The following is a 24,726-nucleotide window of genomic DNA, read 5'->3' as shown; positions in this document are numbered from 1 at the left end:
TAATGCAATAGCGTTTTACTGGCGTGAGCAAATAAATTGTTGATCCTATACTCCCCCTGTTGTTCAGAATGGCGGTACTCGAATGTATTGCGAAGTTGCTTCAATAAGAGCTAATTACTTGAATCAATTAACAAATAATGTTAGCTTTTCCATATTAAGTCCTAGTCTCGTTCAACTCCAAAGGATGTGGAGCTCTTGAGTGAAAAAAAATGTTTTATATTTAGCCTTATTTGCATTTATCCTGCCAGTCTATGTTCATGCCCTTGGTTTAGGAGAAATGAAAGTAAAATCTGTCCTGAGGCAGCCTTTTGTCGCGGAAGTTAATTTACTCAATGTGCATGGGGTTTCTTTATCGAATATTCGCGTAGGTATCGCTGATCCGCAAAGTTATCAAAGCCTTGGAGTAGAACGGTCTGGAGTAGTGGATTCACTTTTTTTTGAAATTAAACAAAATAAGCTCGGGAAATTTATAATAGTTATTTACTCGACAGAACGAATGACTGAACCCTATTTACAGCTTATTATTGATTTAGCTTGGTCTAAAGGAAAAATCTATAAAGTTTATACGGTATTATTGGATCCCCCAGATTATAAACTAACCAGTACAACTGCCCAAGGTGGCTTGACCTCTCAACGACAACCCTCTAATTACCATCCAAACACTGTTGTTTCATCCAATAAGAAGATTCATAACAAAAAGAACGAAGCCTATGGTCCTACAGTTGCCCAAGAAAATGTATGGCAAATCGCACAAAGATATAAAACTTCTAATGCAATTTTACCACAAATCGTTCTGGCAATTGTTGGTGCTAATCCAGATGCATTTACTGATGGCAATTTAAACGGATTAAAGGTTGGAGTTCGTCTGAAAATTCCATCGGATCAAGGATTTGTTAAGGTTCCTGCTGATTTAGCGACAGTTGAAGTGATGGCCCATGATAAAGCATGGAATGAAAAAACGTCGATTAATCATGTATTATCACCACCTTACATAATAGGACAAACATCCAATATAAATCCTCCTATTGAGTATTCACAAATTCCTCCGGTACCAAAACTTTCAGGTTTGGCTCTTGCTGGACCGAATCAGACTCAATCTGAGTTTACCTCAGTAAGCTTATTACCGTCCTTGGAAAATCAAAAACAAATAAGCTACGAACAAAGCAGGACTTTAAATGCAGAAATATCGCTTACAACCGCGGCAATAGAGTCTTTACAAAAATCTAATGTTTTATTAACAGAACAATTAAGCTTATTACAAACACAAAACCAAAGATTGCAGAAGCAGTTGGATGTACGCGATAAGATAATTGCATCGCTACATAAGCAAATGCAAATGTTGATACAAGAACGAATAGCTGGACAGAGTAGCCTTCGTCTTTTTAACAGTATGTTCTTTAACTTGTGGCCTTTAATTATTGTGTTACTTATTGCAACAGGTGCAAGTAGTATCACGTTTTATTATTTTAAACGTAGGGAAGAGAAAAAAAATAATATACCAAAACTAGCTCATCCTATAGAAGCCGATCTAATTAGATCCTTTATGAACACTAAAGAAGAGTCAGCGCGACAAGATAAGATAAGTGAGCTGAAGTCGAAACCAGATATAGAATTAACTTCTCCACTTCAGTTCTCGGATCCGTTAACAGAGGTAGAAAATGTAAAGAGCACTGATAATTCTCAGGAAAGTGTTTTTGCAGCGATTGAACCTCATCTTAAGCTGGAAGAAAGTGAAGAACAATTAGATGTCACAAGTGCTGAAGAAAACCTATTAGAATTTGAATCAGGCTTGTATAACACAATTGCAAAAGAGCCTATTGATACATCTTCTATTATCTTTCGTGAGTATTAAGGTTTGTTGTGTTCTGCTCTATGAGGGTGGGCTCCATGATTAATGAGTAATTGATGAATCATGGCGCCTTTCGAGGTATTTTGTTTTACTAAATCAAGCGGGGTCTGGTAATAATCATCGCTCAGATTTACGTCGATATTGGCACATTCGAGTAATAATTTGACAATATTTAAATGATTTGCTTCAACCGCATAATGTAATGCACTTCTATGTTCCATGTCTGTTTTATTAATTTCTGCGCCATGGTGAAGCAGTTCTTGAACTGCATTCATGTTATTTGCAATAGATGCCAAGATTAATGGTGTTTGGCGGTGTTTATCAACTGAATCTTTGGGACAGGTTCGAAGACATATTTTCATCATATCAACGTCACTATATCGAGCAGCATAATGCAGTGCATTACGTCCTTTTGCATCGGTTAATTGTTCCACTCCATCAATATAGAGCAATAATTTGGCACACTGATGTTGTGCATTTAAAATGGCTGCATGAATAGGATAATGACCTAAATTATTAGAGACAAAGGCAAGTTCTTTTGTTTGAGGCTGTGTGAGTACTTGTTCAACCAGCTTGTCATAGCCATATATGGCCATAATGTGCAAAATTGTATCATTAGATTGATTTCTTTCCTTTAAAATATTTTCGGAAGAGCGATTCAGTAGCGTAAAAATCAACTGCTTATTTTTTTTCATTCTTTCATTATGTTGTATAGGAAGCATTAAAATAGAAAATAGAAGAGGCTCGCCTTTTGTATTTTTTTCCTGTGGATTCGCTCCTAATGATAATAAAATTTCTGTCGTATGATAATGTCCTCGTGCAGCTGCCAATTGGAGTAATGTAATGCCATTTACTTTAGTATTTATTTGTTTAGCAGATGGGTTTAGTGTTTTCAAATAGATATCGAGTCCAAAATCTACGATAAATTGTAACGAAGTCATTCCTTTTAAAGCAGGTACTGGAAAAGTCAAATTATCGGTTTGCGTATTTGGTTTAATGTGCTCAAGAAAACCTGTTGCCAAATCTTGATAAGCCTCAAAGCGTTCTTGAAGCGTTCCCTCAAAATGGAGATCGGTACTTACTGTATGCTCACACCAATTAATTAATTTATCCAAGTCTTGAGCTGCTGGAGGGGATTTTATATCTAGACTTCTACAAAGCGCTTCAAACTTCGTTACCATACTTAGCTCCCGATGAGTCATTAATTTAACGTCAATTATGGATAAGAGATCGAGTTATTACTTCGACCCGTTCGGGCTGAGGAGGCGCACCAGCGCCATCTCGAAGCCTTAGCAGGTACTTTCGAACCCGATGCCAAGCCTTCGAGACGGGGTAAACGTCTCCTCAGCTCGAACGGCTCGTGATAGAGACTCGTTATAATTATATCTTTATCCATACTGACATTAATTTATTATACCTATATGAGTTATTTTATGACCCACTTATGAACCAAATATAGTCTATATTTTAAATAATCGCTAATCTTTGTACTTCAAGGTGATATTATGTTTGCTAAGTTTTTTGGCAAAAGAGATTCTTCGCCCCCGCTTAAAAAAATAAAATTTGCCAAATTACCTAAAGATGATCATTTGGGCTTATCTTTAACCGATTTTCAAAAATTTCGTAAAGCTCTGAATAATGCAATAATTGAATATAATGATGCTCGCAAACCTGAAACTAAAAAAGAAGCCTTAGTTAAAATGCAACAAGCAATAGACTATATTGACTTTCAGGTTCCACCAGATACCTTAGCCACCGCAATCGCATTTCATAAAGTCAAAAAAGATTTGTTTCTCCAAATGAGAAATGCTTATGCTGAAAATGGGGTTAACACCATGTTAAGAAGTGGCAGACATGATTTTTTAATCAATCGCGTCATTTCAGATATATCTCCTGATAAAGCAGACAGATTAATGGAGATTTTACATCAGGGTACAAGTGGCATGAGCCTGGCTAAGAAATTGCAAATACAAAATGATTGGGAGAACTTATACGATTCGCTAGATTATTCTCCGGAAGCGAATCAATGGAGGGAGTTTTGTACTAAGTATTCACTGGATTTTTTAGGAGGCAGTAATTCCAGGAATTACAAAGTGACCAATATTGATCCTACAGATCCCCAATATGGGAGTATTTACGTTCTTAAAATAGACAATCGTCTGGGAATGCCAAGACATATAGAGCAGCATCTACGTGAAAGTATGGGTGATGTTTTTAGCTCAATAGGAGCTGATCGCCAGGTTAGGGGTAGGAGTGATGAAGGGGAGATAGTATCTAGAACATTACTTGTAACCGATTACTGTACTTCAGGTTCAGTGGAAGATCATAGCAAACAGGTAAGAGTCAAAGGAGAGGATGAAACATTTCTCGGATGCAGTAATATTATGGGCCAAATGACTCAGTTATTTATGAGGATCCAAACAGAACACTGTTGTTTTCCAGATGCCAAGCTGACTAACTGGTTGGTGGAAGGTGGACAATTACGTTTAGCTGATACAAAAAGTTTTGTATTTACACAAGGAGGGGTATACCGTAAAACAATACCAGGGAATGAAAATGTTGATATTATCCGCACACATGGGTTTATGCCAACAGAAATAAATAGCTCCTCATTTAACGCAGAAAATCTACATGCTTCTCTTTTAGGGCGTAATATATACGCCTATCTTACTGGTGATTGGCCTTACTCGATTACTCTGAACGCACCGATATTTAAGACTGAGATTGGTAAAGAATATAAACAGTTGATAAAGGAGCTGATAAAAGATCCTCCTAGCAGCCGAATGAGTTTAAGCGATGCTTCTAAAAAATTACAAGAGTTAGGCCTTTATTCTGAGCCAGTTTATAAAGATATATTAAGAAAAGTGGGTGATCTAAGTACGGATCTCGATTTCGAAATTAAACCATTAGTCGTCGATATCATAAGGTCAGATATTAATAATGTTGGATTCGACAAAGATGCTACAGCCCTAAAAATAAATATTAAATTAGTTAAGGTGAAAGAAAGTGCTGATAAGTGTGATGTGCTTATGAAGCAAATCAGTGCTCTTAAAATCGATGATCAACATGATATGTCTCTAGCAGTTCTTCAAGAGGCAAGGAGAGATGCAATACGTAGTGCAACATCAATAGATGATTTAAAGATCAAATTAGACGAGTTTGAAGCGAAATTAAAAGAAGACCTAGTGAAACAAACAAAATTGAAGCAGAGCTCTGAGCAGTGTAACGCGCTCATGGAGAAAATTAATGCGTTTAAAATTGATAATCAAAACATCATTCCTTTAGCAATGCTTCAAGAAGCAAGGCGAAATGCAGTACGTGGTGCAACTTCAATAGATGATTTAAGAGGTAAGTTAGATAGATTGGGGGCAAGTTTAAAAGCTGATCATAATAAACTTGAACGACTATTGAGTGAAAACGCTCCTAGATGTGAGCAACTAATGCAGGACATTAGTAATCTTAAACTTAATGAGAAGAGTGTTATCCCTTTATTAATACTTCAAGATGCAAAGCATAATGTAATATATCATGTACGATCAGTAGATGATTTTAGGAACAAGTTAATTGGCTTTGAGACAAAATTACAAGAAGCCAAAGTGCAACTTCCTGATGATATTGCTGAGTACCAAAGATTAAAAAATATTTTAATTGGTTTAAAGGTTGGTAAAAACGACAGAGAAATGGCACGCTTTCTAGATGATTGTGATAAAGCAATAATGCAAGGCGGAAATTTGGATGAGCGGCGGGATGAAATAAAGAAGCAAATTCAAAAAATGCAAAGAGTTTTACCTGGTTTAACTTCCCCGGAAAATGAAGAGATCAAAAATCTTATTAAGAAATTTGATGCTAGAAACAAATGGTATACTATAGGTATGGATAGGAAAGCCCGTAAAATCGAAGCTTCTCTTGCGGATGTGCCAATCGAGGAAAGAGCTAGATTGTTAAGCTCAAATCATCAGACTGTTACCAATGTACTTGATGCTATTGCATGGAAAAGAAAATCTATTTTTAGCAGCGCTAAAAACAACGAAGGAAAAATTGACATAGAGAACTCAGCAGATTCATTTAAAGACTTTAAAGACAAATTTAAAGAGGCGATTGCAAAAAGACAGGATGTTAAGCTTGAAGAGATTGCGACACCTAAAAGATAATTTAATCACCGTATGCAAGTCACTTATAATTTATTCTACAAATTTTTTGTCAAAAAAGATAAGTCATACTGACTAAAATTTCATTGGAATGATAGGAACCTGAATTTAATGATTGGTTTGACCATGCCCCAACTCCATTACCAGAAGAGTATGGACCTAAGTCTTGATAAATATAACCTAAGGAAAGAATAAACTGGGGTAAAAAATGTACATCTACACCAGCACCTATATTGTAGGCAAATTCACTAGTATTGGCGGTTCTGAATCCTGGGCTAACTCGTGGTGTCACACCTGCTAAAGCCGTTTCATTATAATTAGAGACCTTATTAAAAGAACTTCCTATTCCTCCATTGATGTAAGGTGAAAACATTCCATGCTTGAATAGGTTCATTTTTCCTGAGATTAATAGAAGGTTCGCAGTAAAGTCTAAATTATAGTTGTAATTAGTAAATTGAGGTAAGGAGTATTGGGTAATTTTACCATGGAGCTGGGTCTTGAAAAAATACTGCCAAAATATACTAAGTGAGTAGGAAGGAAACCAAATATTGTCGTTTTGCCATCGACGTCCCACAGATGCTGCGAGCACTGCTCCATTGTTATTGTTGATTGAGTATCGATCATAATTGTAAGGTGCTGAAAATTCAGAGCCGTTATTTACTTGAATATTAGAGTGCAGCTCAGGAAATTGTACTCCTGCTCCAAGCGAAATAAACCAGTTACCTTGAGCACTAAAAACCGATTGCATTGATGGGTTTTGTACGTATCCAGCATTTTTAGAAAAAGAGGCGTTATGACATACAAGGAGTAAAGCGGCAATAGATGGATAAAATAAATTCCATTTCATAAATTTAAGTCTCAAATTTTTAATACAGAGTGTTATAAATACGTATCAATTAGCTAACCCCTAATTGCAAACCGAGAAGCTATCATAAATGAATTCAATAAATCAACAAGAGAGAACAAATCAACAAGAGATAGCAACGCAACGGTTAATTTATTGAGCATAAATAACTATAATATTCCAATAAACTTGAAATCAATTCTAGTAAAGTATAGACAAAACAAATGCCGTATTATAAATTGACCCTTTTATCAGGAATAATCAATGCGAATCGCTTTAGTGCTTGAGTATGATGGTAGCAAGTATCATGGCTGGCAAGCACAAACAGGATTGCATACCGTACAACAGGCTGTAGAAAATGCTTTATCTAAAGTAGCAGATCTCCCTATATCCGTAGTTTGTGCTGGGCGAACTGATACAGGTGTGCATGCGACAAATCAAGTAATCCATTTTGACAGCGAAAAGCAGCGCAGTATTCGTGCATGGATCCATGGTGTAAATTCATTTTTACCTAAAGATATATGTGTGAAATGGGGAAAAGAGCTCTCAGAAGAATTTCACGCAAGATATTCCGCAACTGCGAGACGGTATCGCTATGTGATTTATAATAGTGCCATAAGACCAGCACTGTTGCGTAGCAATGTAACGTGGCAATACAGGCAATTAGATCATCGTCTCATGCATCAAGCAGCTCAAGTTTTATTAGGGGAAAATGATTTTACTTCATTCCGATCTGTTGAATGTCAGTCGAATACTCCGATGCGGAAGGTGCATAAACTTCAAGTGAACCGAATGGGAGATTTGGTAATAATTGATATTACTGCTAATGCGTTTTTACATCATATGGTACGAAATATTGCTGGTGTTCTCATTGCAGTAGGCTCAGGAAAAAAACCCGTTTTTTGGGTAGAGGAAGTGCTTAAAGCAAAAGATAGGCGGTTAGGGGCTGAAACAGCACCTGCCTATGGATTGTATTTAGTGCAAGTGAATTACCCTCAAGAGTTTTCTATATTACAGAATTGCCCGGGCCCTATGTTTCTTTTGGAGAAATAATTGAATTCATCACGTGTACGAGTCAAGATGTGTGGTATGACGCGTAGCGAAGATATCGCATATGCTGTAAATTTAGGTGTAGATGCTATTGGTTTAATTTTTTATCCGAAAAGTACCCGATTTATTTCTATTGAGCAAGCAAAGGCTTTACTCAACGAGCTTCCAGCATTTGTGGATTCTGTTGCTGTTTTAGTGAATCCTGAACGAGATTTAGTGCAAAAAATCATAGAAGAACTACCCATTCAGTTATTGCAATTTCATGGTGATGAATCAGCAGAATTTTGCCAGCAATTTAAAAAACCTTTTATTAAAGCGATACATGCTGATTCGGCAGAATATATTCAACAAGCGGCACGAGAATTTGCGATGGCTCGTGCTCTGTTATTGGATACTCCTTCTACTGCAGCAAGAGGTGGAACTGGACTTACTTTTGACTGGAAAACTATCCCGCAAGAGATAGCAAAACCTTATATATTGGCTGGAGGCATAGAGGAATCTAACGTGCTTGAAGCAATTGAAGCATGTCATCCTTACGCAGTAGATCTATGCAGTGGGATTGAAGTCTCGCCTGGGATTAAAGATCATGGCAAAATGAGTCGATTTATGCAGAAATTATTGAACAGATAGTAGAGTAGGTGCCGCGACGCAGAGTCCGAAAACTGAGGAAACTTGGTTTTTTGCTTTGTTGTGTCCCAGACCAAGATACATTTTAAAAGGTTGATAAAGGTAGATTGATGAACAAAAAAGAACTTCCCGATGAACATGGGCATTTCGGTCCTTATGGCGGTATTTTTGTAGCGGATACGTTGATGCATGCTTTGCAAGAATTAGAAGAAGCCTATGCAAAATACCGGCAAGATCCTAATTTTCTTGTAGAATTGCATGCTGAATTAAAGGATTACGTAGGACGGCCTAATCCATTGTATCATGCTCGACGCCTAAGTCAGGAAATTGGTGGCGCACAAATCTACTTAAAGCGAGAAGATTTGAATCATACTGGCGCACACAAAATCAATAATACTGTGGGACAAGCCTTACTCGCTAAGCGGATGGGGAAAACTCGAGTCATTGCAGAAACTGGAGCCGGGCAACACGGCGTGGCTTCAGCTACTGTCGCTGCTAAATTAGGTTTGGAATGCGTGGTTTATATGGGAGCTGAAGATATAAAACGTCAAGCATCTAATGTTTACCGCATGAAATTGTTGGGGGCGGAGGTTGTTCCTGTGACAGCAGGATCACGTACGCTAAAAGATGCCTTGAATGAAGCCATGCGTGATTGGGTGAGCCATATTGATGATACATTTTATATCATTGGAACAGTGGCAGGGCCACATCCTTATCCGCAAATGGTTAGAGATTTTCAATCAGTGATTGGTGTAGAAGCGAAAGCACAGATTTTAGAAAAAACAGGTCGTTTGCCAGATGCTTTAGTTGCTTGTGTAGGGGGAGGTTCTAATGCAATTGGTTTATTTTATCCTTTTCTGAATGATACGGAAGTTGCTCTTTATGGTGTTGAAGCAGGAGGGAAAGGTTTGGAAAGTGGAGAACATTCTGCCTCACTTATAGCCGGAAAACCAGGTGTTTTACATGGTAATCGAACTTATTTACTTTGTGATGAACACGGTCAAATTAAGGACACTCACTCGATTTCTGCGGGCCTCGACTATCCTGGTGTAGGGCCTGAGCATGCTTATTTGAAGGATACTGGACGCGCCATTTATGAGGCAATTAATGATGATGAAGCCTTACACGCGTTTCGAACCTTAACCCGTATTGAAGGCATTATTCCAGCACTTGAATCCAGTCATGCTATTGCTTATGCCATGAAACTCGCGAAGACAATGTCCGTAAATCAAAATATTATCGTGAATTTATCGGGTCGTGGCGATAAAGACATGCATACTGTGGCACAAATTGATGGAATTAGCGTATGAACCGAATTGACAGCACCTTGATGCGCCTTAAGGCGAATGGCAAAAAAATGCTCAGTCCTTATATTACAGCAGGAGATCCTTATCCAGAGATTACCGTGAAGCTAATGCATGAGTTAGTAAGAGCTGGCGCAGATATTTTAGAGTTAGGTATACCCTTTTCCGATCCTATGGCTGAAGGGCCTGTGATTCAACGTGCTATGGAGAGGGCACTTGCCCAGGACGTGCACTGCCATACGGTATTGAATATGGTAAAAGAATTTCGTGTTCAAGATCAAGAAACCCCTGTGATTATTATGGGTTATTTAAATCCTATAGAGCACTTTGGTTATGAGCTTTTTGCACAACAAGCTGTAGCGGCGGGTATTGATGGGACCATTATAGTAGATTTACCCCCTGAAGAAGGCGAAGAAATTGCTAAAATCTGGCAAAAATACGGTTTGTACAGTATCTTCCTTTGCTCGCCTACAACTTCAGACGAGCGAATGGCCTTAATAAACAAGTTTGCTAAGGGTTATTTATACTATGTGTCTTTAAAAGGTGTTACTGGGTCTGATGCTCTTGATATAGCATCTTTAAAAGCTCAATATCAACACCGAAAAGCACAAACTACTCTCCCCTTAATGGTTGGTTTTGGTATAAAAACAGCAGAAATGGCAGCGGAAATTGCTCATTTTGCAGATGGTATTATTGTAGGGGCTGCCTTAATTACATGTATCCTGGATGCTTATAATACGAAGAATGATATGTTACAGGCCGGAGCAGATTTAATTTATTCCATGCGACATGCCATGGACAATAATGGATAAAACGATGATTGAAATAACTGAAAAGCGAGCTCATTTTATAAGACAATTGATTGCTGATGAATTAGCGAGTGGTAAGCATCAGTCTGTAGTTACCCGTTTTCCACCAGAGCCTAATGGTTATTTGCATGTTGGACATGCTAAAGCGATTTGTGTGAATTTTGGTTTGGCGCAAGAGTTTGGTGGGATTTGTTATTTGCGTTTTGATGATACAAACCCTATGAAAGAAGAAGAAGAGTATGTCAATGCCATTATTGAAGATGTTCGTTGGTTAGGTTTTGACTGGTATGCTATGACTCACTCCTCAGACTATTATCATGAACTTTATGATTTTGCTGTACTTTTAATTAAAAAAGATATGGCTTATGTTGATAGTCTTAGTATGGATGAAATTCGTGCTTATCGTGGTACTTTACAAGAACCTGGTCGTGAAAGTCCTTACAGAAATAGACCTATTGAAGAAAGCTTAGATTTATTTGCACGTATGAAGGCGGGTGAGTTTCCTGATGGGACCCATGTGTTGCGAGCAAAAATTGACATGGAATCAGGTAATGTGAATATGCGCGATCCTGTAATTTATCGCATTCGCCATGCACATCATCAACGTACAGGCGATGAATGGTGCATTTATCCTATGTATGATTATGCGCATCCTATTTCTGATGCCTTAGAAAAAATTACTCATTCTTTATGTACTTTAGAGTTTCAGGATCATCGGCCTCTTTATGATTGGTTTGTTGAGCATTTGCCGTTACCTGCTAAACCAATACAAACAGAATTTGCTCGTTTAAATTTATCCCATACAATTACTTCAAAGCGTAAATTACGTACGCTGGTTGAAAAAAAGGCGGTATCTGGATGGGATGATCCTCGGATGCCTACTTTGCGCGCGATGCGTAAACGTGGATATCCTCCTGCAGCAATTCGTCAATTTTGCGAGGTAATTGGTGTTTCACGCAGTGATTCAGTAATTGATATGTCAGTCCTTGAAGAATGTGTTCGTGCTGAGCTAAATCGAACAGCAAAACGTGCTTTATGCGTTATGTCCCCCTTAAAAATAGTTATTGAGAATTATCCTGAGGATAAAACTGAACTATTAAAGCCCGCCTATAATCCACAGGATCCAAATTCAAGTACACGGAATTTGCCGTTTACGCGAGAAATCTTTATCGAGCGTTCGGATTTTATGGAAGAGCCACCCAAAAAATATCATCGTTTATCACCTGGTGCTGAAGTACGTTTACGCCACTCTTATGTGATTAAATGTCATGATGTAATTTATGATGAACAAGGAACTATTCTTGAATTACGCTGTACCTATGATGAAAATACTTTAGGAAAGAATCCTGAAGATAGGAAAGTTAAGGGAGTTATTCATTGGGTATCTTGCAAACATGCTTATCCGGTGACTGTATTGGAATATGATCGCTTATTTAATGATCCTAATCCTGGTCGAGAAGAGGATTTCTTCCAGTTTTTAAACCATAATTCATTACAAATAAAACAAGGTTATTGTGAGCCAGCATTAGCTAATCAGCCATTAGGTGAAGTGTTTCAGTTTGAGCGCTTGGGGTATTATTGTGTTAATGAATTAAAAGAAGGGTGTGTTAGTGCTTTTCATCGAGTGGTGGATCTGAAGGACACTTGGGGAAAAGTAAGTTAAGAGGGATAAATATGTTGCATTTATATAATTCTTTAACCAGAACAAAAGAACCGTTTGTTTCCATTTCACCTGGAAAAATTGGTATCTATGTTTGCGGTATTACAGTATATGATCGTTGCCATATCGGCCATGCTCGCTCTATGGTTGCTTTTGATGTGATTGTCCGTTATTTGCGCTCTCAAGGCTATGAGGTGAAATATGTACGTAATATTACGGATATTGACGATAAAATTATTGCACGCGCACATGAACGAGCAATACCTATAGATGAATTAACTGCTCAATATATTACAGCAATGAATGAGGATACACAGGCATTAAATATTTTATCCCCAGATTTAGAGCCACGTGCTACAGAATATATTCATAGCATTATCCATTTAATTGAACGGCTGCTTGCTAAAGGTAATGCCTATCTTAGTGACAATGGTGATGTATGTTATCAGGTTAATTCATTTGAAGACTATGGTAAATTATCAAACAAAGATCTAGAGGGCTTAGTAGCTGGAGCTCGGGTTGAAATTGTTAAGGAAAAGCGTTCACCATTAGATTTTGTTTTATGGAAAAAAGCAAAACCAGGTGAGCCTAGTTGGCCTTCTCCCTGGGGCGAAGGACGCCCAGGTTGGCATATTGAATGTTCGGCGATGGCAATGAGTGAATTAGGGGAGCAGTTTGATATTCACGGGGGAGGGTTGGATTTGCAATTTCCTCATCATGAGAATGAAATCGCTCAGAGTGAAGCTGCTACTGAAAAACCTTTTGCAAATTATTGGCTGCATGTAGGAATGTTGCAGGTTAATAATGAAAAAATGTCAAAATCATTAGGTAATTTTTTTACTATCGCAGATGTTTTAGCAAAACATCATCCAGAGGTAGTGCGTTATTTTCTTTTAAGTAGTCATTATCGTAGTTCATTAAATTATTCTGAAGAAAACTTAGCTAACGCTAAAAAGGCATTAACTCGTTTGTATCAAACCATCAAGGATAGTCGTATTATTGCAGATGGTGAATTAGATAATCATTGGATTAACGAATTTAATCAAGCAATGAATGATGATTTTAATACCCCCGTTGCTTTATCTGTTTTGTTTCAGCTCAGTCATGAAGTTAATAAAAGTAATTCGCCTATTTTAGCCGCTACTTTGAAATATTTGGGAAATATTATGGGGCTATTGCAAACAGATCCTTCGTCTTTCTTACAGTCAGGCTTAGATGCCGAAGACAAAGCATCAATAGAACAATTAATCAATGAGCGACTTCAAGCACGTACTGAGCGCAATTGGGAACGCGCCGACCAGATAAGGGCGGACTTATTAAGTAAAGGTATCGAGTTGGAAGATGGAGCTAATGGGACTACTTGGCGTAAGGTAGAATAAATTTAGAGCAAGATTTGTTGTTTCTGGACCTTCCGCTTTCGCGGAAGGCGACGGATTTTGTATATAGATATAGAAAGTACCCCCTTAGAAGAACGTCATCCTATGTTCTCATAAACTTTAAACTAGAAATGATTTGGATCTATTCTTTACTTGCATCGTTCGAGCTGAGGACGAGGTCTAGCTGCTTCTTGTAAAAAGTTATCAATGTCCGCGCTTCCTAGATTAAGCGCAACTTCAAAATGGCTTTACGCCTCTTTCAAGTCTACTTGCATTTGCTCTACAAAAATTATCAAAATCATCAATGCAAGATACTTGTGGAAAATAGACATTAAATGTCGTTAGTGATGAGTTTTCATTTCTTTGCAATGCTTCATAAATTTCTGAGAATCCAGCATTATTAATATTACTGTTGGTAAGATCAATTTCTTTAATATGATTATTATGTTCGAGCAGATCAGCGATAGGCTCTGCAGTATCGAATAGATTGCTATTAAGATCAATAATAACAACAGATGAATTTTGTTTTAACCCACGGACGATATGAATAATATCTTCATTATTTAACTCATTGGTACCTAACTCAAGTTCCTCAATTGTTTGATTCTTCTCCAACATTACGCTTAAGGCTATAGCTGCATTGCCACTCGAGTTATTACCTAGATATTGTACCTTAGTGACAAAAGTATTTTCTTCCAATGCTTTAAAAAATTCTTGAGACTCTTCAGGGGTTAAGTCCTTTTGGCGAAGGTTTAATGCAGTGAGGTTGGCATCATTTTGTTTTAATCGTCTAATGATTTCTTCATATTCAGATTTCATTATTTTTCCCATAAATTTATTTTGTTAAACGATGTCCTAAAAACGAGAATTTACTGCAATAAGAAAGACTCATACCTTCTCAAATGCCTCGATTTAGTAGTACTAAGTACTTAAACAATCAGAGTTAAATATTTTACTCATCTCAGTCCACAACACCAGAAGGTCTATTAAATATTATGATCCTTTCAGTAGTAATAATTGGTCTTCATCTTTTTTTATTGGAGCTTTGGTTCTTTTTAAACGAAATAAAAAAGCGATGATTAAAAAAATCATCAAAACGAGTGTCATCCAACCCATGAGGTAGAAGCAGTCATCTAATGCAAGAGCAGTAGCTTGTCGCGTCAAATAGTAATTTAATTGAGCAGAGGCATGTTTTCCTTGAATATGTAACAGTTTTGCTTTTGCTAAAAACAACTGGGTTTCCTGTGAAAATGCGGTCAAACTGCTTCCTAAGCGCAAATGAAAAAAAACCTCTCGTCGGTGCCATAAAATGGGGAATAATGCGACCCCAAGCCCACTTCCAATTAAGCGTGATACATGGAAAAAGCAAATGCATTCAGCCAGTTTTGCTTCAGGAAAAGTATGTATTGATAATTGGAAGAGGGGAGATAAAAATAATGCAAGTCCAACGCCTGCTAGACCTCGAGAAAATGCAATGCGATTGAAATTAATATCTACATTAAAATAGCAGGTATAAAAACAAGAAATGGCAAAAAAAAGTAAGGCAATTATTAATGGAGGAAATGGTTTATATTGTTTTTTATTAAGAACCACAGGAATCCATCCACAAAATGCCATGGTTCCTATAATTAAAGCAATCCAATCTGGAGTGTAATTGACATAGAGTTTCAGCCATAAAGACAGCAAAATTACCATACCAAAATAAATTGCAAAAAGTAATGCAATGTAGATCATTGCCAGTGAAAAATAAAAATTTTTCAGCAGTTGCAAATCAACAATTGGATTTTTAACGGACCAACTGCGTAATACAAAGAAAATAAAACAGATTACTCCTGAGATCAGTAAAAAAGTGATCAGAGAAGAACGAAACCAATCTAATTCTTGGCCGGTTGTTAAAGCAGCCCCGATAAAAACCATGCTGATGCAATAATAAAAATATCCAAGTTTATCAAAAACTATTTCTTTTACGGGTTCATGGTATCTTCTATAACCATAACCCACATACAAAATTAAAAAGACACATAAAGGTACATTAGAGAAAAACAGAAATCGCCAATGATAGTCATAAGCAATCCATGCTCCATATGAGGCGCCAATGACGGGAATTATTGAAAGACAAATTAAGACTAAGGAAAGAATATAGACTTTATCTTTATTAGAAGATAATAAGGGAATAAGTGTATAAGTAATGAGAAGAAACATTGGCCCCGAAGCGAATCCCTCTAAAAATCTAAATAAGATAAAGTTAAAAAAATCAGTAGCAGTGGCACATCCCCAAGAACATAAAGCAGTCAAACTGAGGCAGACTACAAAAAGTTGGATGGGGCTTAAACGTGTGGCTGCAGGTTTTCCCAAAGGGACTCCTAAAAGATTTCCAATACAAAAAAAACTGACGGTATAGGCAGTCATATAGGTGCTGCCACCTAGATCACTTACAATATAAAGACCAGCCATTATTGGCAAGGTGAGATTAAAAATGACTGCAGCAAGTGCTAGGAGTAAAATATAGAGAATCATTATTTTCTTCTCTCATTTAAAGCAAATTTATTTAAAATGAGAGGTGTATTAGCATATGCCAGGAGATTTGGATCTAAATTGCTTTTAATAATTTCTGCTATTAGTTCCTTATCACCAGTTTCTTCTTTTTGAAAAATATCAGTCACATAATGAGGCGAGTCTGAAGTAGATGTAGGTACTAAAGAGCCATCTTGATCAGTCAGATCAGTTGTGACTTCTAAAGAGAGGCCGATTCTAAGGGGATGTTTTTTTAACTCATCTTGTACTAGTGCTACTCGAACAGGTAATCTTTGGACGATTTTAATCCAATTTCCGGAGAGGTTTTCAGGGGGTAATAATGAAAAAGCATTGCCTGCTCCTCCAGGTAAACCCACAATTTTGCCGTGAAACACAACACTAGAACCATAAAGATCCGAAGTAAATTTAACTTTTTGTCCAAGACGCATTTTTTTAAGTTGTGTTTCCTTATAGTTGGCGTTAACCCATATTTGATCCAGAGGAATAATGGACATCAGCGGATCTTTAGGAGAGACCCACATGCCTACTTGAATGGTTCTTTGCGCTACCAGACCATCTACAGGAGCATAAATTTTACAGCGATATAATTGGACCCAGGCATCACGTACTTCTTGTGCTGCCTCCTGTACCCATGGATGTTCAATAATTGAAGTGCCTTGTACAAAGGCGAGCATTTTTTGATAATTATTCTTAGTGCTTTTTAGCGACGCTATTGAGGCTTTAAGATCGTCTTGGGCATGCTGATAATCCTCCAAAGAAACCCCTTTGGCATCAATTACATCATAGCGGTGTTTCAGATTTTGCTGTGCTTTTAGCAGTTCTGCTTTTTTTACGTCTATATCTGCGGCTAATATAAATACATCGTGAAATGCCTGGCATACATCACGTACAGTTTTAGCAAGCTTCTTTTTTGCTTTTTCAAGCGCGATAATGGAGTCAGTTTCATTTAAAGAAACAATCAGCTGCCCCTTTTTCACTAGAAAACTATCATCCGTATAAATACCTGTAACGAATCCAGGATGTAAGGATTTGATATAGACTTGGTTTCCTTGGACGTAAGCATCATTAGTGTAAACTTCATATCTCCAAACAAACAACCAATACAAAAAAAGAAAAAGAAATAGAACAAGAAGAATGATTGCGAAATAAAAAGAGGAAGATTTCTTTTTCATGAGTTTTTCACCAAGGGTATCGTATTTTGGTAATAACCGCCTCCTAAGGCTTTGGTCAATTTTATTGAGGCTAAATATTGGTTATACAGTAAAGTAACATCTACAATTCTTTTTTGAATGACCTCTTCTTGCAAAAAATAAAGATCAAATAGACTATCTAATCCCTTTTTCTGACGCAAGTAACTGAGTTCATAACGCTGTTTTGCCAATTCAACTACGCGCTCTTGTTCTACCTTTTGTTGATAAATATCCTCAGCAAATGCTAAGACATCAAGAACTTCTTGAGTGCTGTAGAGGAGCAGGTTGTTATATGCATCAATTGCTGCATCGAATTGTGCTTTAGTTGCTTTGATATTGGCTCGTATCGCTCCCGCAGTAAAAATAGGCAAACTTAATGCAGGTCTAAATGCTGCTGTACCACTAGATATATCGAAAAGTTTTTTCCAACCAGTACTTTCCAGACCAAGAAGGCCAACAAGATTTATATTGGGATAAAACTCAGCCATTGCTGCTCCTGTTTTATAAGCCAAAGCCTTAGCACGCCAAATTTGCGCCATAAGATCAGGCCTGCGAGCCAAGAAATCTAACGGCAGTATTTGCGGAATATTCAATGACTTAGGCAACCTTGGAAGTGAGGAGTTGATTGATAAAGGATCATCAGGTCCACGTCCGGTTAAAGTATTAATCAAGTGTTTATTTACAGTAAGTTCGTCAGTAATACTTGAGAGTAATTTTTTTGCTTCAAATAATTTTTCTGAAGTTTCTAACGCGGGTAATTTTGAAGAAAGTCCTTTTTGTACAAGTAAGTTTTGTAATCTTGCAATTTTTTGTCGTACGTTAATTAATTGTACATATAATTCTTTTCTTATGAGATTTGTTTTATAAGCAAAATAAGCTTGTGCAGTTGCTGTGCTTGTAATCAATTCTACTTCAGCTGCTTCTGCTTCTTGTGCTTTTGCTTCTCCTAGAGCAGCACGAAAAAGATTACGATTTTGTCCCCAAAAATCAACTTCATAATTAAATGAAAGTGAAAGATCTAAAAGGTTAGCATTTAAGGGAAATGAAGGATTGAAGGCGCGATATAAACCGTTGTGACTGATATATTGTCTATTCTCATCTGCGTTAAAAAAGACTAAGGGGAAGAGCACAGAGCGCGTCACCATCGCTTTCTGTTTAGCGACCTCAATGCGCTTTTTGACCTCTTGAATTGATGGGTTATGGCCTAAAGCTTCTGTGACTAGGAGATTAAGTTCATGAGAATTATAAGACATCCACCATTGTTTGTTTGGCCATGTTCCTTGAGAAAAAGTATTCTTTTTTTGCAGACTTTTTTTAATAGCATGTTCCATGTTGGGAACCGCTTTTATATTTTTAACTTGGCTTTGTTGAGGCAGCGAGATAGTGCAGGATGCTAATACATACAAGCTCAAGCAAGCAATTCCTCTGATTAGCCACATAATAGATCCTTTAACAATAACCTAATTTCCATTTTATCATCATAAAATTCCTTATATAGTAACCATTAGCACTTGATTTTCATAGGAGTTTTTTGTTCGTTTAGGATAGTATTTAATATGTACACTGCAAAAAATACGCTATAGTAAATATCATAATTACAAGGAGAGTATTATGAAAAGGAATTCACTAATTATATTAAGCTGCCTCACTATTTTCTTTTCTTCAACAGATATTTTTGCCAACGATACCATTCGAGTTCATGTGAAAACAAATGAAAAAACGGCGGCAGCATTGGGATTTGTAGTAGAAGGAAAAAAAAGCGGTACTGCAGGAAAATCTTATTCAGGTAGAGGACCTTCAAATAAGAAATATGTATTTGGCTTTAGAAAGCATACCGTCTTTGGAGCGGATATTATCTGTGGTTCTAAAACTTTAACAAAAGACAGTACAGTAACTTTGTTAGTTCTTGGGGACAACTGTTCAATTATAGTAGATTAATAACAACTACGTTTTCATTCTTCCTACTTTCGCTAGGGGCAAGCGTTACAGGATATGTTCGTTTAGCGACATAAAAGACATGTCTTCACTTTTTATGTCCGCTTACGTTTATTTATACAAACCGATCTATAAGCATTTTTAATCGATTTTTTAGTGTTTTTGTATCGGGTAAATCAGATTTTAAACCCTCGACTGCCAAGACAAATAAGAGGGCAATTTCCTTATTCTCAAAAACGTTCTCTATACATTGTAGCGCGAGTAGTTTATGTTTTTGAGCAAGTTCCTGGAAAAGTGTTTTATAGGTCCAATACAAATCAGCAGACATAGGTCTTTCCATCACTTGTTCCCACGGTTTTAATAGCAAAATCTCATAAAATTTCATGAGTTTTTGTTTTTTGGATTCATAGGTTTCTAGGGCTTGCTTTGCTTTTTCAATACGCCCTTCTGTTAAGTATTCAATAACCTCAATATAAAGTTCTTCTTTATTTTTAAACTTTAAATAGATGAGTGGTCTCGATAAATGAGCTTCTTTAGCCACGTCCTCCATTGATGTTTTATTGTATCCAAACTGTAAAAAACATTTAAGAGCAGCTTTAAGAATTATTTCCTTTCTTTTATCACAATGTTGTATGGTGAGTTCCTGAGTCATTTTTTGATTATCTAAAATTGAAATAAAAAGTCAAATTATAAAAAATAAGAATATAATAAAGTTTGACAATTTTTACTTATTATGTCAAATTGTATATTTAAATATGCTTTAATCTGCAAAGATGTGTGGTTCAAAATGAAGTTAACAAACTGGATGCAAGAGCGTAGACGTTTTTTGCTTATTGGTGTTCCATTTATTCTTTTTTTGGTCATTTTATTGTTTTATTTGTTTGGTGGTCGTTACGTTTCTACGGATAATGCTTATATCCAAGCCGCTAAAGCAGCTATTAGTGCTAATGTATCCGGCCAAGTTGTAAAGATTTATGTACATGATAATCAAAAGGTAACAGAAGGAGCTCCTTTATTTAGCCTTGATGATGAGCCTTATAAAATTGCGTTGGAAAAAGCCAAAGCAGAATTAATCAATACACGTTTACAAGTACAAGCGCTCAAAGCAACTTATAAACAACGTGAAGCTAATACAAAAAAAGCACAACAAACATTTAGTTACATGCAACAAGAATATAATCGCCAAAAAAAATTGGCTGCCTCAGGTATTTCCTCCCAAAGGCAATTAAATAAAGCGACCAATAACTTAGAAAATGCAACACAGCAATTGACAGCAGCTCAACAGCAGATGGCAAATGCACTGGCTAATTTGGGCAATAATGAGAACATATCTGTGGATAAGCACCCTTTAGTGCAACAAGCCAAGGCCCAAGTGAATCGAGCAAAGCTTAATCTTTCATATACAGTAGTTAAAGCGCCTATGGATGGCATTGTAACTAAGGTAGAACAAATACAGCCTGGTGATTATATCCATGCAGGCGCTGCAGTATTTGCCTTGATTTCCAATAAAAATATATGGGTTGAAGCTAATTTAAAGGAAACCCAAATAACCAATATAAAACCGGGACAAAACGCAATTGTTGTGATTGATGCGTACCGTGATAAAAAAATATCAGGTTATGTGGTAAGTACCAGCCCTGGGACTGGTGCTACTTTTTCTCTATTACCTCCAGAGAATGCTACAGGAAACTGGGTAAAAATTACACAAAGAATACCTATACGCATAGCCATTAAAGATGTAGAAAAGATGCCTTTTTTAAAATCCGGCTTAAGTGTTGTGGTGACTGTGGACACTCAACATCGTCGAATTTTTTCAGCAAATAGCAATGACTGATTTTTCTACAACAACGCTTTCTAGAGAAAGTATGCCTTATAAGGCAATTACCTTTTCTGTAATGCTCGCTACCATCATGCAATCACTTGATTCTACTATTGCCAATGTAGCTTTACCTCACATGCAAGGGTCGCTGGCTGCGACCCAAGACCAAATGTCCTGGGTTCTCACTTCATACATTGTTGCAGCAGCCATCGCAATCCCACTGACAGGATGGTTGGCAGGTTATTTGGGACGAAAATTGGTTTTTTTAACATCAATAGCAGGATTTACTTTTTCTTCGATTTTATGTGGAATAGCGGGAAGCTTACCTGAAATGGTTGTTTTTAGACTCATGCAAGGGGTCTTTGGGGCCGCATTAGTACCTTTATCACAATCAATTTTATTTGATATTAATTCGAAAGAAAATTTTGGTAAAGCAATGGCCTTGTGGGGTGTTGGTGTAACCCTTGGGCCTATATTAGGGCCTGCATTAGGTGGATGGCTCACTGAAAATTATAATTGGCGTTGGGTTTTTTATATCAATGTTCCTATTGGTATCCTTTCGTTCATTGGACTTTATTTTTTCCTATCAGAGACAAAAACCCAAAAAAGCCAATTTGATTTTATGGGTTTTATCACCCTAAGCATTGGTGTCAGTGCTTTACAATTAATGCTTGATCGAGGAGAGTTAAAAGATTGGTTTAGCTCTCCAGAAATTATACTGGAAACGATTATTTCTGGACTAGGGTTTTATCTTTTTCTGATTCATAGCATTACTTATAAGACACCCTTTATTAATCTTGAAATATTTAAGGATCGTAATTTTGTAGCAGGTAATGTGCTGATTTTTGTTCTTGGAATAGTTCTTTTTGCAACCCTTGCTTTAATTCCTCCTTTGCTCCAAAACCAATTGAATTACCCAGTGATCACTGCAGGTATAGTCACTGCACCCCGAGGAGTTGGTACTATGGTTGCTATGATATTAGTGGGAAAAATTATTAATCGCGTAGATCCTCGTTTTTTGGTTGGTGCAGGCTTGCTCACTACTGCTTTTTCTCTTTGGGGAATGACCTCTTATTCTTTGTATATCGACTCTTGGGCAATTATTTGGGTGGGTGTAGTACAAGGTTTTGGTATCGGTTTAGCCTATGTTGCTTTAAGTACAGTTACATTTTCCACTCTAACGGGAGCCTTACGTAATGAAGGCACTTCATTATTTAATTTGATGAGAAATATAGGCAGTAGTATAGGTATCTCAATAGTAACCAGTTTATTGACGAGTAATACACAAATTAATCATGGCGTACTTGCCTCTCATATAACACCTTATAATATAGCAGCAAATAATGCTTACTTTGCTAATCATATTGATGTATCAACACCAGCAGGGTTAGCTTCTTTAAATTATATGCTCACTAATCAAGCAACGATGATTGCTTATATTGACGATTTTAAATTAATGATGCTTATTACCCTTGGTGTTCTTCCTTTGCTCTGTTTTATAAAAAAACCTAAAGACAAAGTAGAACATTCAATTGCTATGGATTAACCTATGAACTTGTATCCGTATTATTTACTTTTTGGGGTGGGAATTAATTTATTGACTTCGTGTGCTGTTGGCCCTGATTTCGTGAAGCCTAGCGCTGTACCCAGTAAAACGTACACAGCAACAATAAAAAAACAATTTGGAGGAAGAGAGCTTAAATTAAAGTATGTGCCCACAAATTGGTGGACATCATTTCATTCATCGGCATTAAATGAAATGATGCAGCAAGGGAAAAAACATAATTACTCCTTAACCGTCATGCAAGAAAACCTGGCTCAAGCACGTGAAATGGTAAAAGCTGCTAAAGGACAATTATGGCCCCAGGGAACCATGGATGCAGGTATTGGTCGCCAAAAATATGGTGCTGCTTCATTTGGACCAATTGATACGTCTATTCCAGCATTTACTTATTATCAAATAGGCCCTAGCGCAAATTATATACTGGATGTATTTGGGGGAACTCGTCGCACCATTGAAAAACAACAGGCTATAGCGGATTATCAGCAACAAGAATTGAATGCTACCTATCTTACGGTTACTGGTAATATTGCAGAAGCTTTTTTAGAAATAGCCGAATTAAATTCTCAGTTAACTGCTACTCAAGAAATCATTCTTGATGATAAAAAAAACGTGCAATTGGTACGAAAAGCTTTTGATTTAGGAGCAACTACTCAAACACAAGTTTTAAGTGCTCAAAGCCAATTAACTAAAGATGAAACTCTATTACCCCCTCTATATCAACGAATAAAAGTCGCACAAAGTAAGTTAAGTATTTTACTGGGTATTCCTCCGGCACATTTTAAAATAGATACTTTTAAGTTAAAAGATATTACTTTACCCAAAGAATTACCCTTAAGTCTTCCATCTAAACTGGTACATAAAAGGCCCGATATTCTTGCCGCAGAATCCATACTTCATGCTGCAAGTGCAGATATTGGAATTGCCACGGCACAACTTTACCCTAACATCACTATATCAGCTACAGCCATGCAAGAAGCCCTTATCCCATTGAATGGTTCTTCTAATGCTTGGAGCCTTATTGGAAATTTAACTACACCCATTTTTAATGGAGGGACATTGCGTGCGCAACGTCGAGCATCCATACATGCTTATCAATCAGCTTATGCAAATTACCAACAAATTGTTTTAAATGCTTTTGGAGAAGTACATAATGTGCTGTATGCACTGCTGCATGATGAAGAAGAAGTAATGTTGCAAAAAAAAGCAGTGAACACAGCAAAAAACTCCTTGAAATTGGCTAGGGTTAGTTTTAATGAAGGAAATGTTGGGGTTTTAGAAATTCTTAATGCTGAACGGGATTATGCACAAGCTCGATTGGGTTATGTCCGCGCCCAAGCGCAACGTTATCAGGATACTGTCAAATTATATCTTGCGTTAGGAGGATAATGCGTGAATATCATTGAGGATGAAGATTAGGCTTGTCATAAATCCTATGTTGTAGCATGATCTCCAAAAATATAGGAATCAATAATGCCTCAGTTGACGCTTACCATTTCTCAAAATATAAATGCCAACTTTATTAATTTTAAAAGCCTTTTCGAGAAGATTCATAATGCTTTGCGAATTGTACCCAATATGGATGTGAATACTGCTTATAGTGGAGTTATTCAAGAGAGTTATTCTTATATTGGTTTTAACAACCCCAAGGCGGCAAAAGTTTACCTTCAACTATATTGGATGGAAAATGAAGAGCGAACTGCGATGAAACCAGAGTTAGGAAAAATGTTGCTTGAGATTCTGGAACATAGTATTGTCCCGGAAGTAGAGGGGCAGGGGCTTATATGTATACCAAGAGTTAGAATTGCAAATCTTGGGCGTTTAAATCAAAGTTATTTTATTGGTGCAGGTTAATAAAAAGAAAATTTTTAGTATAAAAATCAAGGTATCTGTTCAGGAAGTATGCTTGTCTCTTGATGGAATGATTTATTTTTATTCAATTTGTGCCAAATTAACCTTTTCGATGCATGAGGCGTGAACGCTTACTTGCCCTTCTGCTCTTACCCCACTACTATAGAA

The 24,726-nt window shown here is 36.9% G+C and carries 20 protein-coding genes; 13 read left to right on the top strand and 7 right to left on the bottom strand.

What is annotated here, in order from left to right; genetic code table 11:
* Positions 1–199: 199 nt before the first annotated feature.
* Complete coding sequence (locus DYH34_RS11935) at positions 200–1,852, top strand: type IV pilus assembly protein FimV (protein ID WP_083502786.1); 1,653 nt, start codon at positions 200–202, stop codon at positions 1,850–1,852.
* Here the strand turns inward: DYH34_RS11935 and DYH34_RS11930 are convergent.
* On the bottom strand, positions 1,849–3,030 hold the full coding sequence (locus DYH34_RS11930) for an ankyrin repeat domain-containing protein (RefSeq protein WP_058465630.1): 1,182 nt from the start codon (positions 3,028–3,030) through the stop codon (positions 1,849–1,851). The genes DYH34_RS11935 and DYH34_RS11930 overlap by 4 nt on opposite strands.
* 408 nt (positions 3,031–3,438) lie before the next feature.
* Here DYH34_RS11930 and DYH34_RS11925 point away from each other — a divergent pair, with 408 nt between their 5' ends.
* Positions 3,439–6,000: a coiled-coil domain-containing protein gene (locus tag DYH34_RS11925; protein ID WP_238589537.1), complete on the top strand. Its 2,562-nt coding sequence runs from the start codon at positions 3,439–3,441 to the stop codon at positions 5,998–6,000.
* A 49-nt stretch (positions 6,001–6,049) separates the two neighbouring features.
* Here the strand turns inward: DYH34_RS11925 and DYH34_RS11920 are convergent, their stop codons facing one another.
* Complete coding sequence (locus DYH34_RS11920) at positions 6,050–6,844, bottom strand: outer membrane protein (RefSeq protein ID WP_058465632.1); 795 nt, start codon at positions 6,842–6,844, stop codon at positions 6,050–6,052.
* A gap of 261 nt (positions 6,845–7,105) precedes the next feature.
* Between DYH34_RS11920 and truA the strand changes: the two genes are divergently transcribed.
* The 6 genes from truA (at position 7,106) to cysS (ending at position 13,670) form a co-directional block, all read left to right on the top strand.
* A complete protein-coding gene (gene truA, locus DYH34_RS11915) occupies positions 7,106–7,894 on the top strand; it encodes a tRNA pseudouridine(38-40) synthase TruA (RefSeq protein ID WP_058465633.1) in 789 nt (262 codons plus the stop codon).
* Positions 7,895–8,521 (top strand): phosphoribosylanthranilate isomerase, encoded by a 627-nt coding sequence (locus tag DYH34_RS11910; RefSeq protein ID WP_058465634.1) that lies wholly within the window; start codon positions 7,895–7,897, stop codon positions 8,519–8,521.
* 107 nt (positions 8,522–8,628) lie between these two features.
* Entirely contained in the window at positions 8,629–9,828 is a 1,200-nt protein-coding gene (gene trpB, locus DYH34_RS11905; protein WP_058465635.1) for a tryptophan synthase subunit beta, read from the top strand.
* A complete protein-coding gene (trpA, locus tag DYH34_RS11900) occupies positions 9,825–10,634 on the top strand; it encodes a tryptophan synthase subunit alpha (RefSeq protein ID WP_058465636.1) in 810 nt (269 codons plus the stop codon). The genes trpB and trpA overlap by 4 nt, the downstream gene beginning before the upstream one ends.
* Positions 10,635–10,638: 4 nt before the next feature.
* Complete coding sequence (locus DYH34_RS11895) at positions 10,639–12,294, top strand: glutamine--tRNA ligase/YqeY domain fusion protein (protein WP_058465859.1); 1,656 nt, start codon at positions 10,639–10,641, stop codon at positions 12,292–12,294.
* An 11-nt stretch (positions 12,295–12,305) separates the two neighbouring features.
* A complete protein-coding gene (gene cysS, locus DYH34_RS11890; RefSeq protein ID WP_058465637.1) occupies positions 12,306–13,670 on the top strand; it encodes a cysteine--tRNA ligase in 1,365 nt (454 codons plus the stop codon).
* A gap of 234 nt (positions 13,671–13,904) precedes the next feature.
* Here the strand turns inward: cysS and DYH34_RS11885 are convergent, their stop codons facing one another.
* From DYH34_RS11885 to DYH34_RS11870, 4 genes are all read right to left on the bottom strand, one after another.
* Entirely contained in the window at positions 13,905–14,486 is a 582-nt protein-coding gene (locus tag DYH34_RS11885) for a leucine-rich repeat domain-containing protein (RefSeq protein WP_058465638.1), read from the bottom strand.
* 174 nt (positions 14,487–14,660) lie between these two features.
* On the bottom strand, positions 14,661–16,184 hold the full coding sequence (locus DYH34_RS11880; protein ID WP_058465639.1) for an MFS transporter: 1,524 nt from the start codon (positions 16,182–16,184) through the stop codon (positions 14,661–14,663).
* Entirely contained in the window at positions 16,184–17,374 is a 1,191-nt protein-coding gene (locus DYH34_RS11875) for an HlyD/EmrA/EmrK family protein (RefSeq protein WP_058465640.1), read from the bottom strand. The genes DYH34_RS11880 and DYH34_RS11875 overlap by 1 nt, the downstream gene beginning before the upstream one ends.
* Complete coding sequence (locus DYH34_RS11870) at positions 17,371–18,831, bottom strand: efflux transporter outer membrane subunit (RefSeq protein WP_058465641.1); 1,461 nt, start codon at positions 18,829–18,831, stop codon at positions 17,371–17,373. Before DYH34_RS11870 ends, DYH34_RS11875 begins: the two co-directional genes overlap by 4 nt.
* A 172-nt stretch (positions 18,832–19,003) precedes the next feature.
* On the opposite strand from DYH34_RS11870, the gene DYH34_RS11865 reads away from it, so the two are divergent.
* Positions 19,004–19,330 carry a hypothetical protein gene (locus DYH34_RS11865; protein ID WP_058465642.1) on the top strand — a complete coding sequence of 109 codons (327 nt, stop codon included), beginning with the start codon at positions 19,004–19,006 and terminating at the stop codon, positions 19,328–19,330.
* Positions 19,331–19,442: 112 nt separating this feature from the next.
* Here the strand turns inward: DYH34_RS11865 and DYH34_RS11860 are convergent, their stop codons facing one another.
* Positions 19,443–19,979, bottom strand: a complete 537-nt coding sequence (locus DYH34_RS11860; RefSeq protein WP_058465643.1) for a TetR/AcrR family transcriptional regulator — start codon at positions 19,977–19,979, stop codon at positions 19,443–19,445.
* Positions 19,980–20,114: 135 nt separating this feature from the next.
* Between DYH34_RS11860 and DYH34_RS11855 the strand changes: the two genes are divergently transcribed.
* The 4 genes from DYH34_RS11855 to DYH34_RS11840 all read left to right on the top strand — a co-directional run bounded on the left by DYH34_RS11855 (position 20,115) and on the right by DYH34_RS11840 (position 24,561).
* Entirely contained in the window at positions 20,115–21,161 is a 1,047-nt protein-coding gene (locus DYH34_RS11855) for an HlyD family secretion protein (RefSeq protein WP_058465644.1), read from the top strand.
* Positions 21,154–22,692, top strand: coding sequence for a DHA2 family efflux MFS transporter permease subunit (locus DYH34_RS11850; protein WP_083502788.1), 1,539 nt, complete (start codon positions 21,154–21,156; stop codon positions 22,690–22,692). The genes DYH34_RS11855 and DYH34_RS11850 overlap by 8 nt, the downstream gene beginning before the upstream one ends.
* Positions 22,693–22,695: 3 nt before the next feature.
* Positions 22,696–24,096, top strand: coding sequence for an efflux transporter outer membrane subunit (locus DYH34_RS11845; RefSeq protein ID WP_058465646.1), 1,401 nt, complete (start codon positions 22,696–22,698; stop codon positions 24,094–24,096).
* A gap of 84 nt (positions 24,097–24,180) precedes the next feature.
* Positions 24,181–24,561 carry a hypothetical protein gene (locus DYH34_RS11840; protein WP_058465647.1) on the top strand — a complete coding sequence of 127 codons (381 nt, stop codon included), beginning with the start codon at positions 24,181–24,183 and terminating at the stop codon, positions 24,559–24,561.
* Positions 24,562–24,726: the final 165 nt, after the last annotated feature.

The sequence above is a fragment of the Legionella cincinnatiensis genome (assembly GCF_900452415.1).
GTDB classification, from domain to species: domain Bacteria; phylum Pseudomonadota; class Gammaproteobacteria; order Legionellales; family Legionellaceae; genus Legionella; species Legionella cincinnatiensis.
Note: the sequence above shows the minus strand (reverse complement) of the source record. Positions and strands in the feature narration are given on the sequence as shown.

Excerpts from the sequence above, each read along its gene's own strand:
- DYH34_RS11930 (WP_058465630.1), bottom strand. The coding sequence starts at position 3,030 with ATGGTAACGAAGTTTGAAGCGCTTTGTAGAAGTCTAGATATAAAATCC.
- DYH34_RS11920 (WP_058465632.1), bottom strand. The coding sequence starts at position 6,844 with ATGAAATGGAATTTATTTTATCCATCTATTGCCGCTTTACTCCTTGTA.
- truA (WP_058465633.1), top strand. The coding sequence starts at position 7,106 with ATGCGAATCGCTTTAGTGCTTGAGTATGATGGTAGCAAGTATCATGGC.
- trpB (WP_058465635.1), top strand. The coding sequence starts at position 8,629 with ATGAACAAAAAAGAACTTCCCGATGAACATGGGCATTTCGGTCCTTAT.
- trpA (WP_058465636.1), top strand. The coding sequence starts at position 9,825 with ATGAACCGAATTGACAGCACCTTGATGCGCCTTAAGGCGAATGGCAAA.
- DYH34_RS11895 (WP_058465859.1), top strand. The coding sequence starts at position 10,639 with ATGATTGAAATAACTGAAAAGCGAGCTCATTTTATAAGACAATTGATT.
- cysS (WP_058465637.1), top strand. The coding sequence starts at position 12,306 with ATGTTGCATTTATATAATTCTTTAACCAGAACAAAAGAACCGTTTGTT.
- DYH34_RS11885 (WP_058465638.1), bottom strand. The coding sequence starts at position 14,486 with ATGAAATCTGAATATGAAGAAATCATTAGACGATTAAAACAAAATGAT.
- DYH34_RS11880 (WP_058465639.1), bottom strand. The coding sequence starts at position 16,184 with ATGATTCTCTATATTTTACTCCTAGCACTTGCTGCAGTCATTTTTAAT.
- DYH34_RS11875 (WP_058465640.1), bottom strand. The coding sequence starts at position 17,374 with ATGAAAAAGAAATCTTCCTCTTTTTATTTCGCAATCATTCTTCTTGTT.
- DYH34_RS11870 (WP_058465641.1), bottom strand. The coding sequence starts at position 18,831 with ATGTGGCTAATCAGAGGAATTGCTTGCTTGAGCTTGTATGTATTAGCA.
- DYH34_RS11865 (WP_058465642.1), top strand. The coding sequence starts at position 19,004 with ATGAAAAGGAATTCACTAATTATATTAAGCTGCCTCACTATTTTCTTT.
- DYH34_RS11860 (WP_058465643.1), bottom strand. The coding sequence starts at position 19,979 with ATGACTCAGGAACTCACCATACAACATTGTGATAAAAGAAAGGAAATA.
- DYH34_RS11855 (WP_058465644.1), top strand. The coding sequence starts at position 20,115 with ATGAAGTTAACAAACTGGATGCAAGAGCGTAGACGTTTTTTGCTTATT.
- DYH34_RS11850 (WP_083502788.1), top strand. The coding sequence starts at position 21,154 with ATGACTGATTTTTCTACAACAACGCTTTCTAGAGAAAGTATGCCTTAT.
- DYH34_RS11845 (WP_058465646.1), top strand. The coding sequence starts at position 22,696 with ATGAACTTGTATCCGTATTATTTACTTTTTGGGGTGGGAATTAATTTA.
- DYH34_RS11840 (WP_058465647.1), top strand. The coding sequence starts at position 24,181 with ATGCCTCAGTTGACGCTTACCATTTCTCAAAATATAAATGCCAACTTT.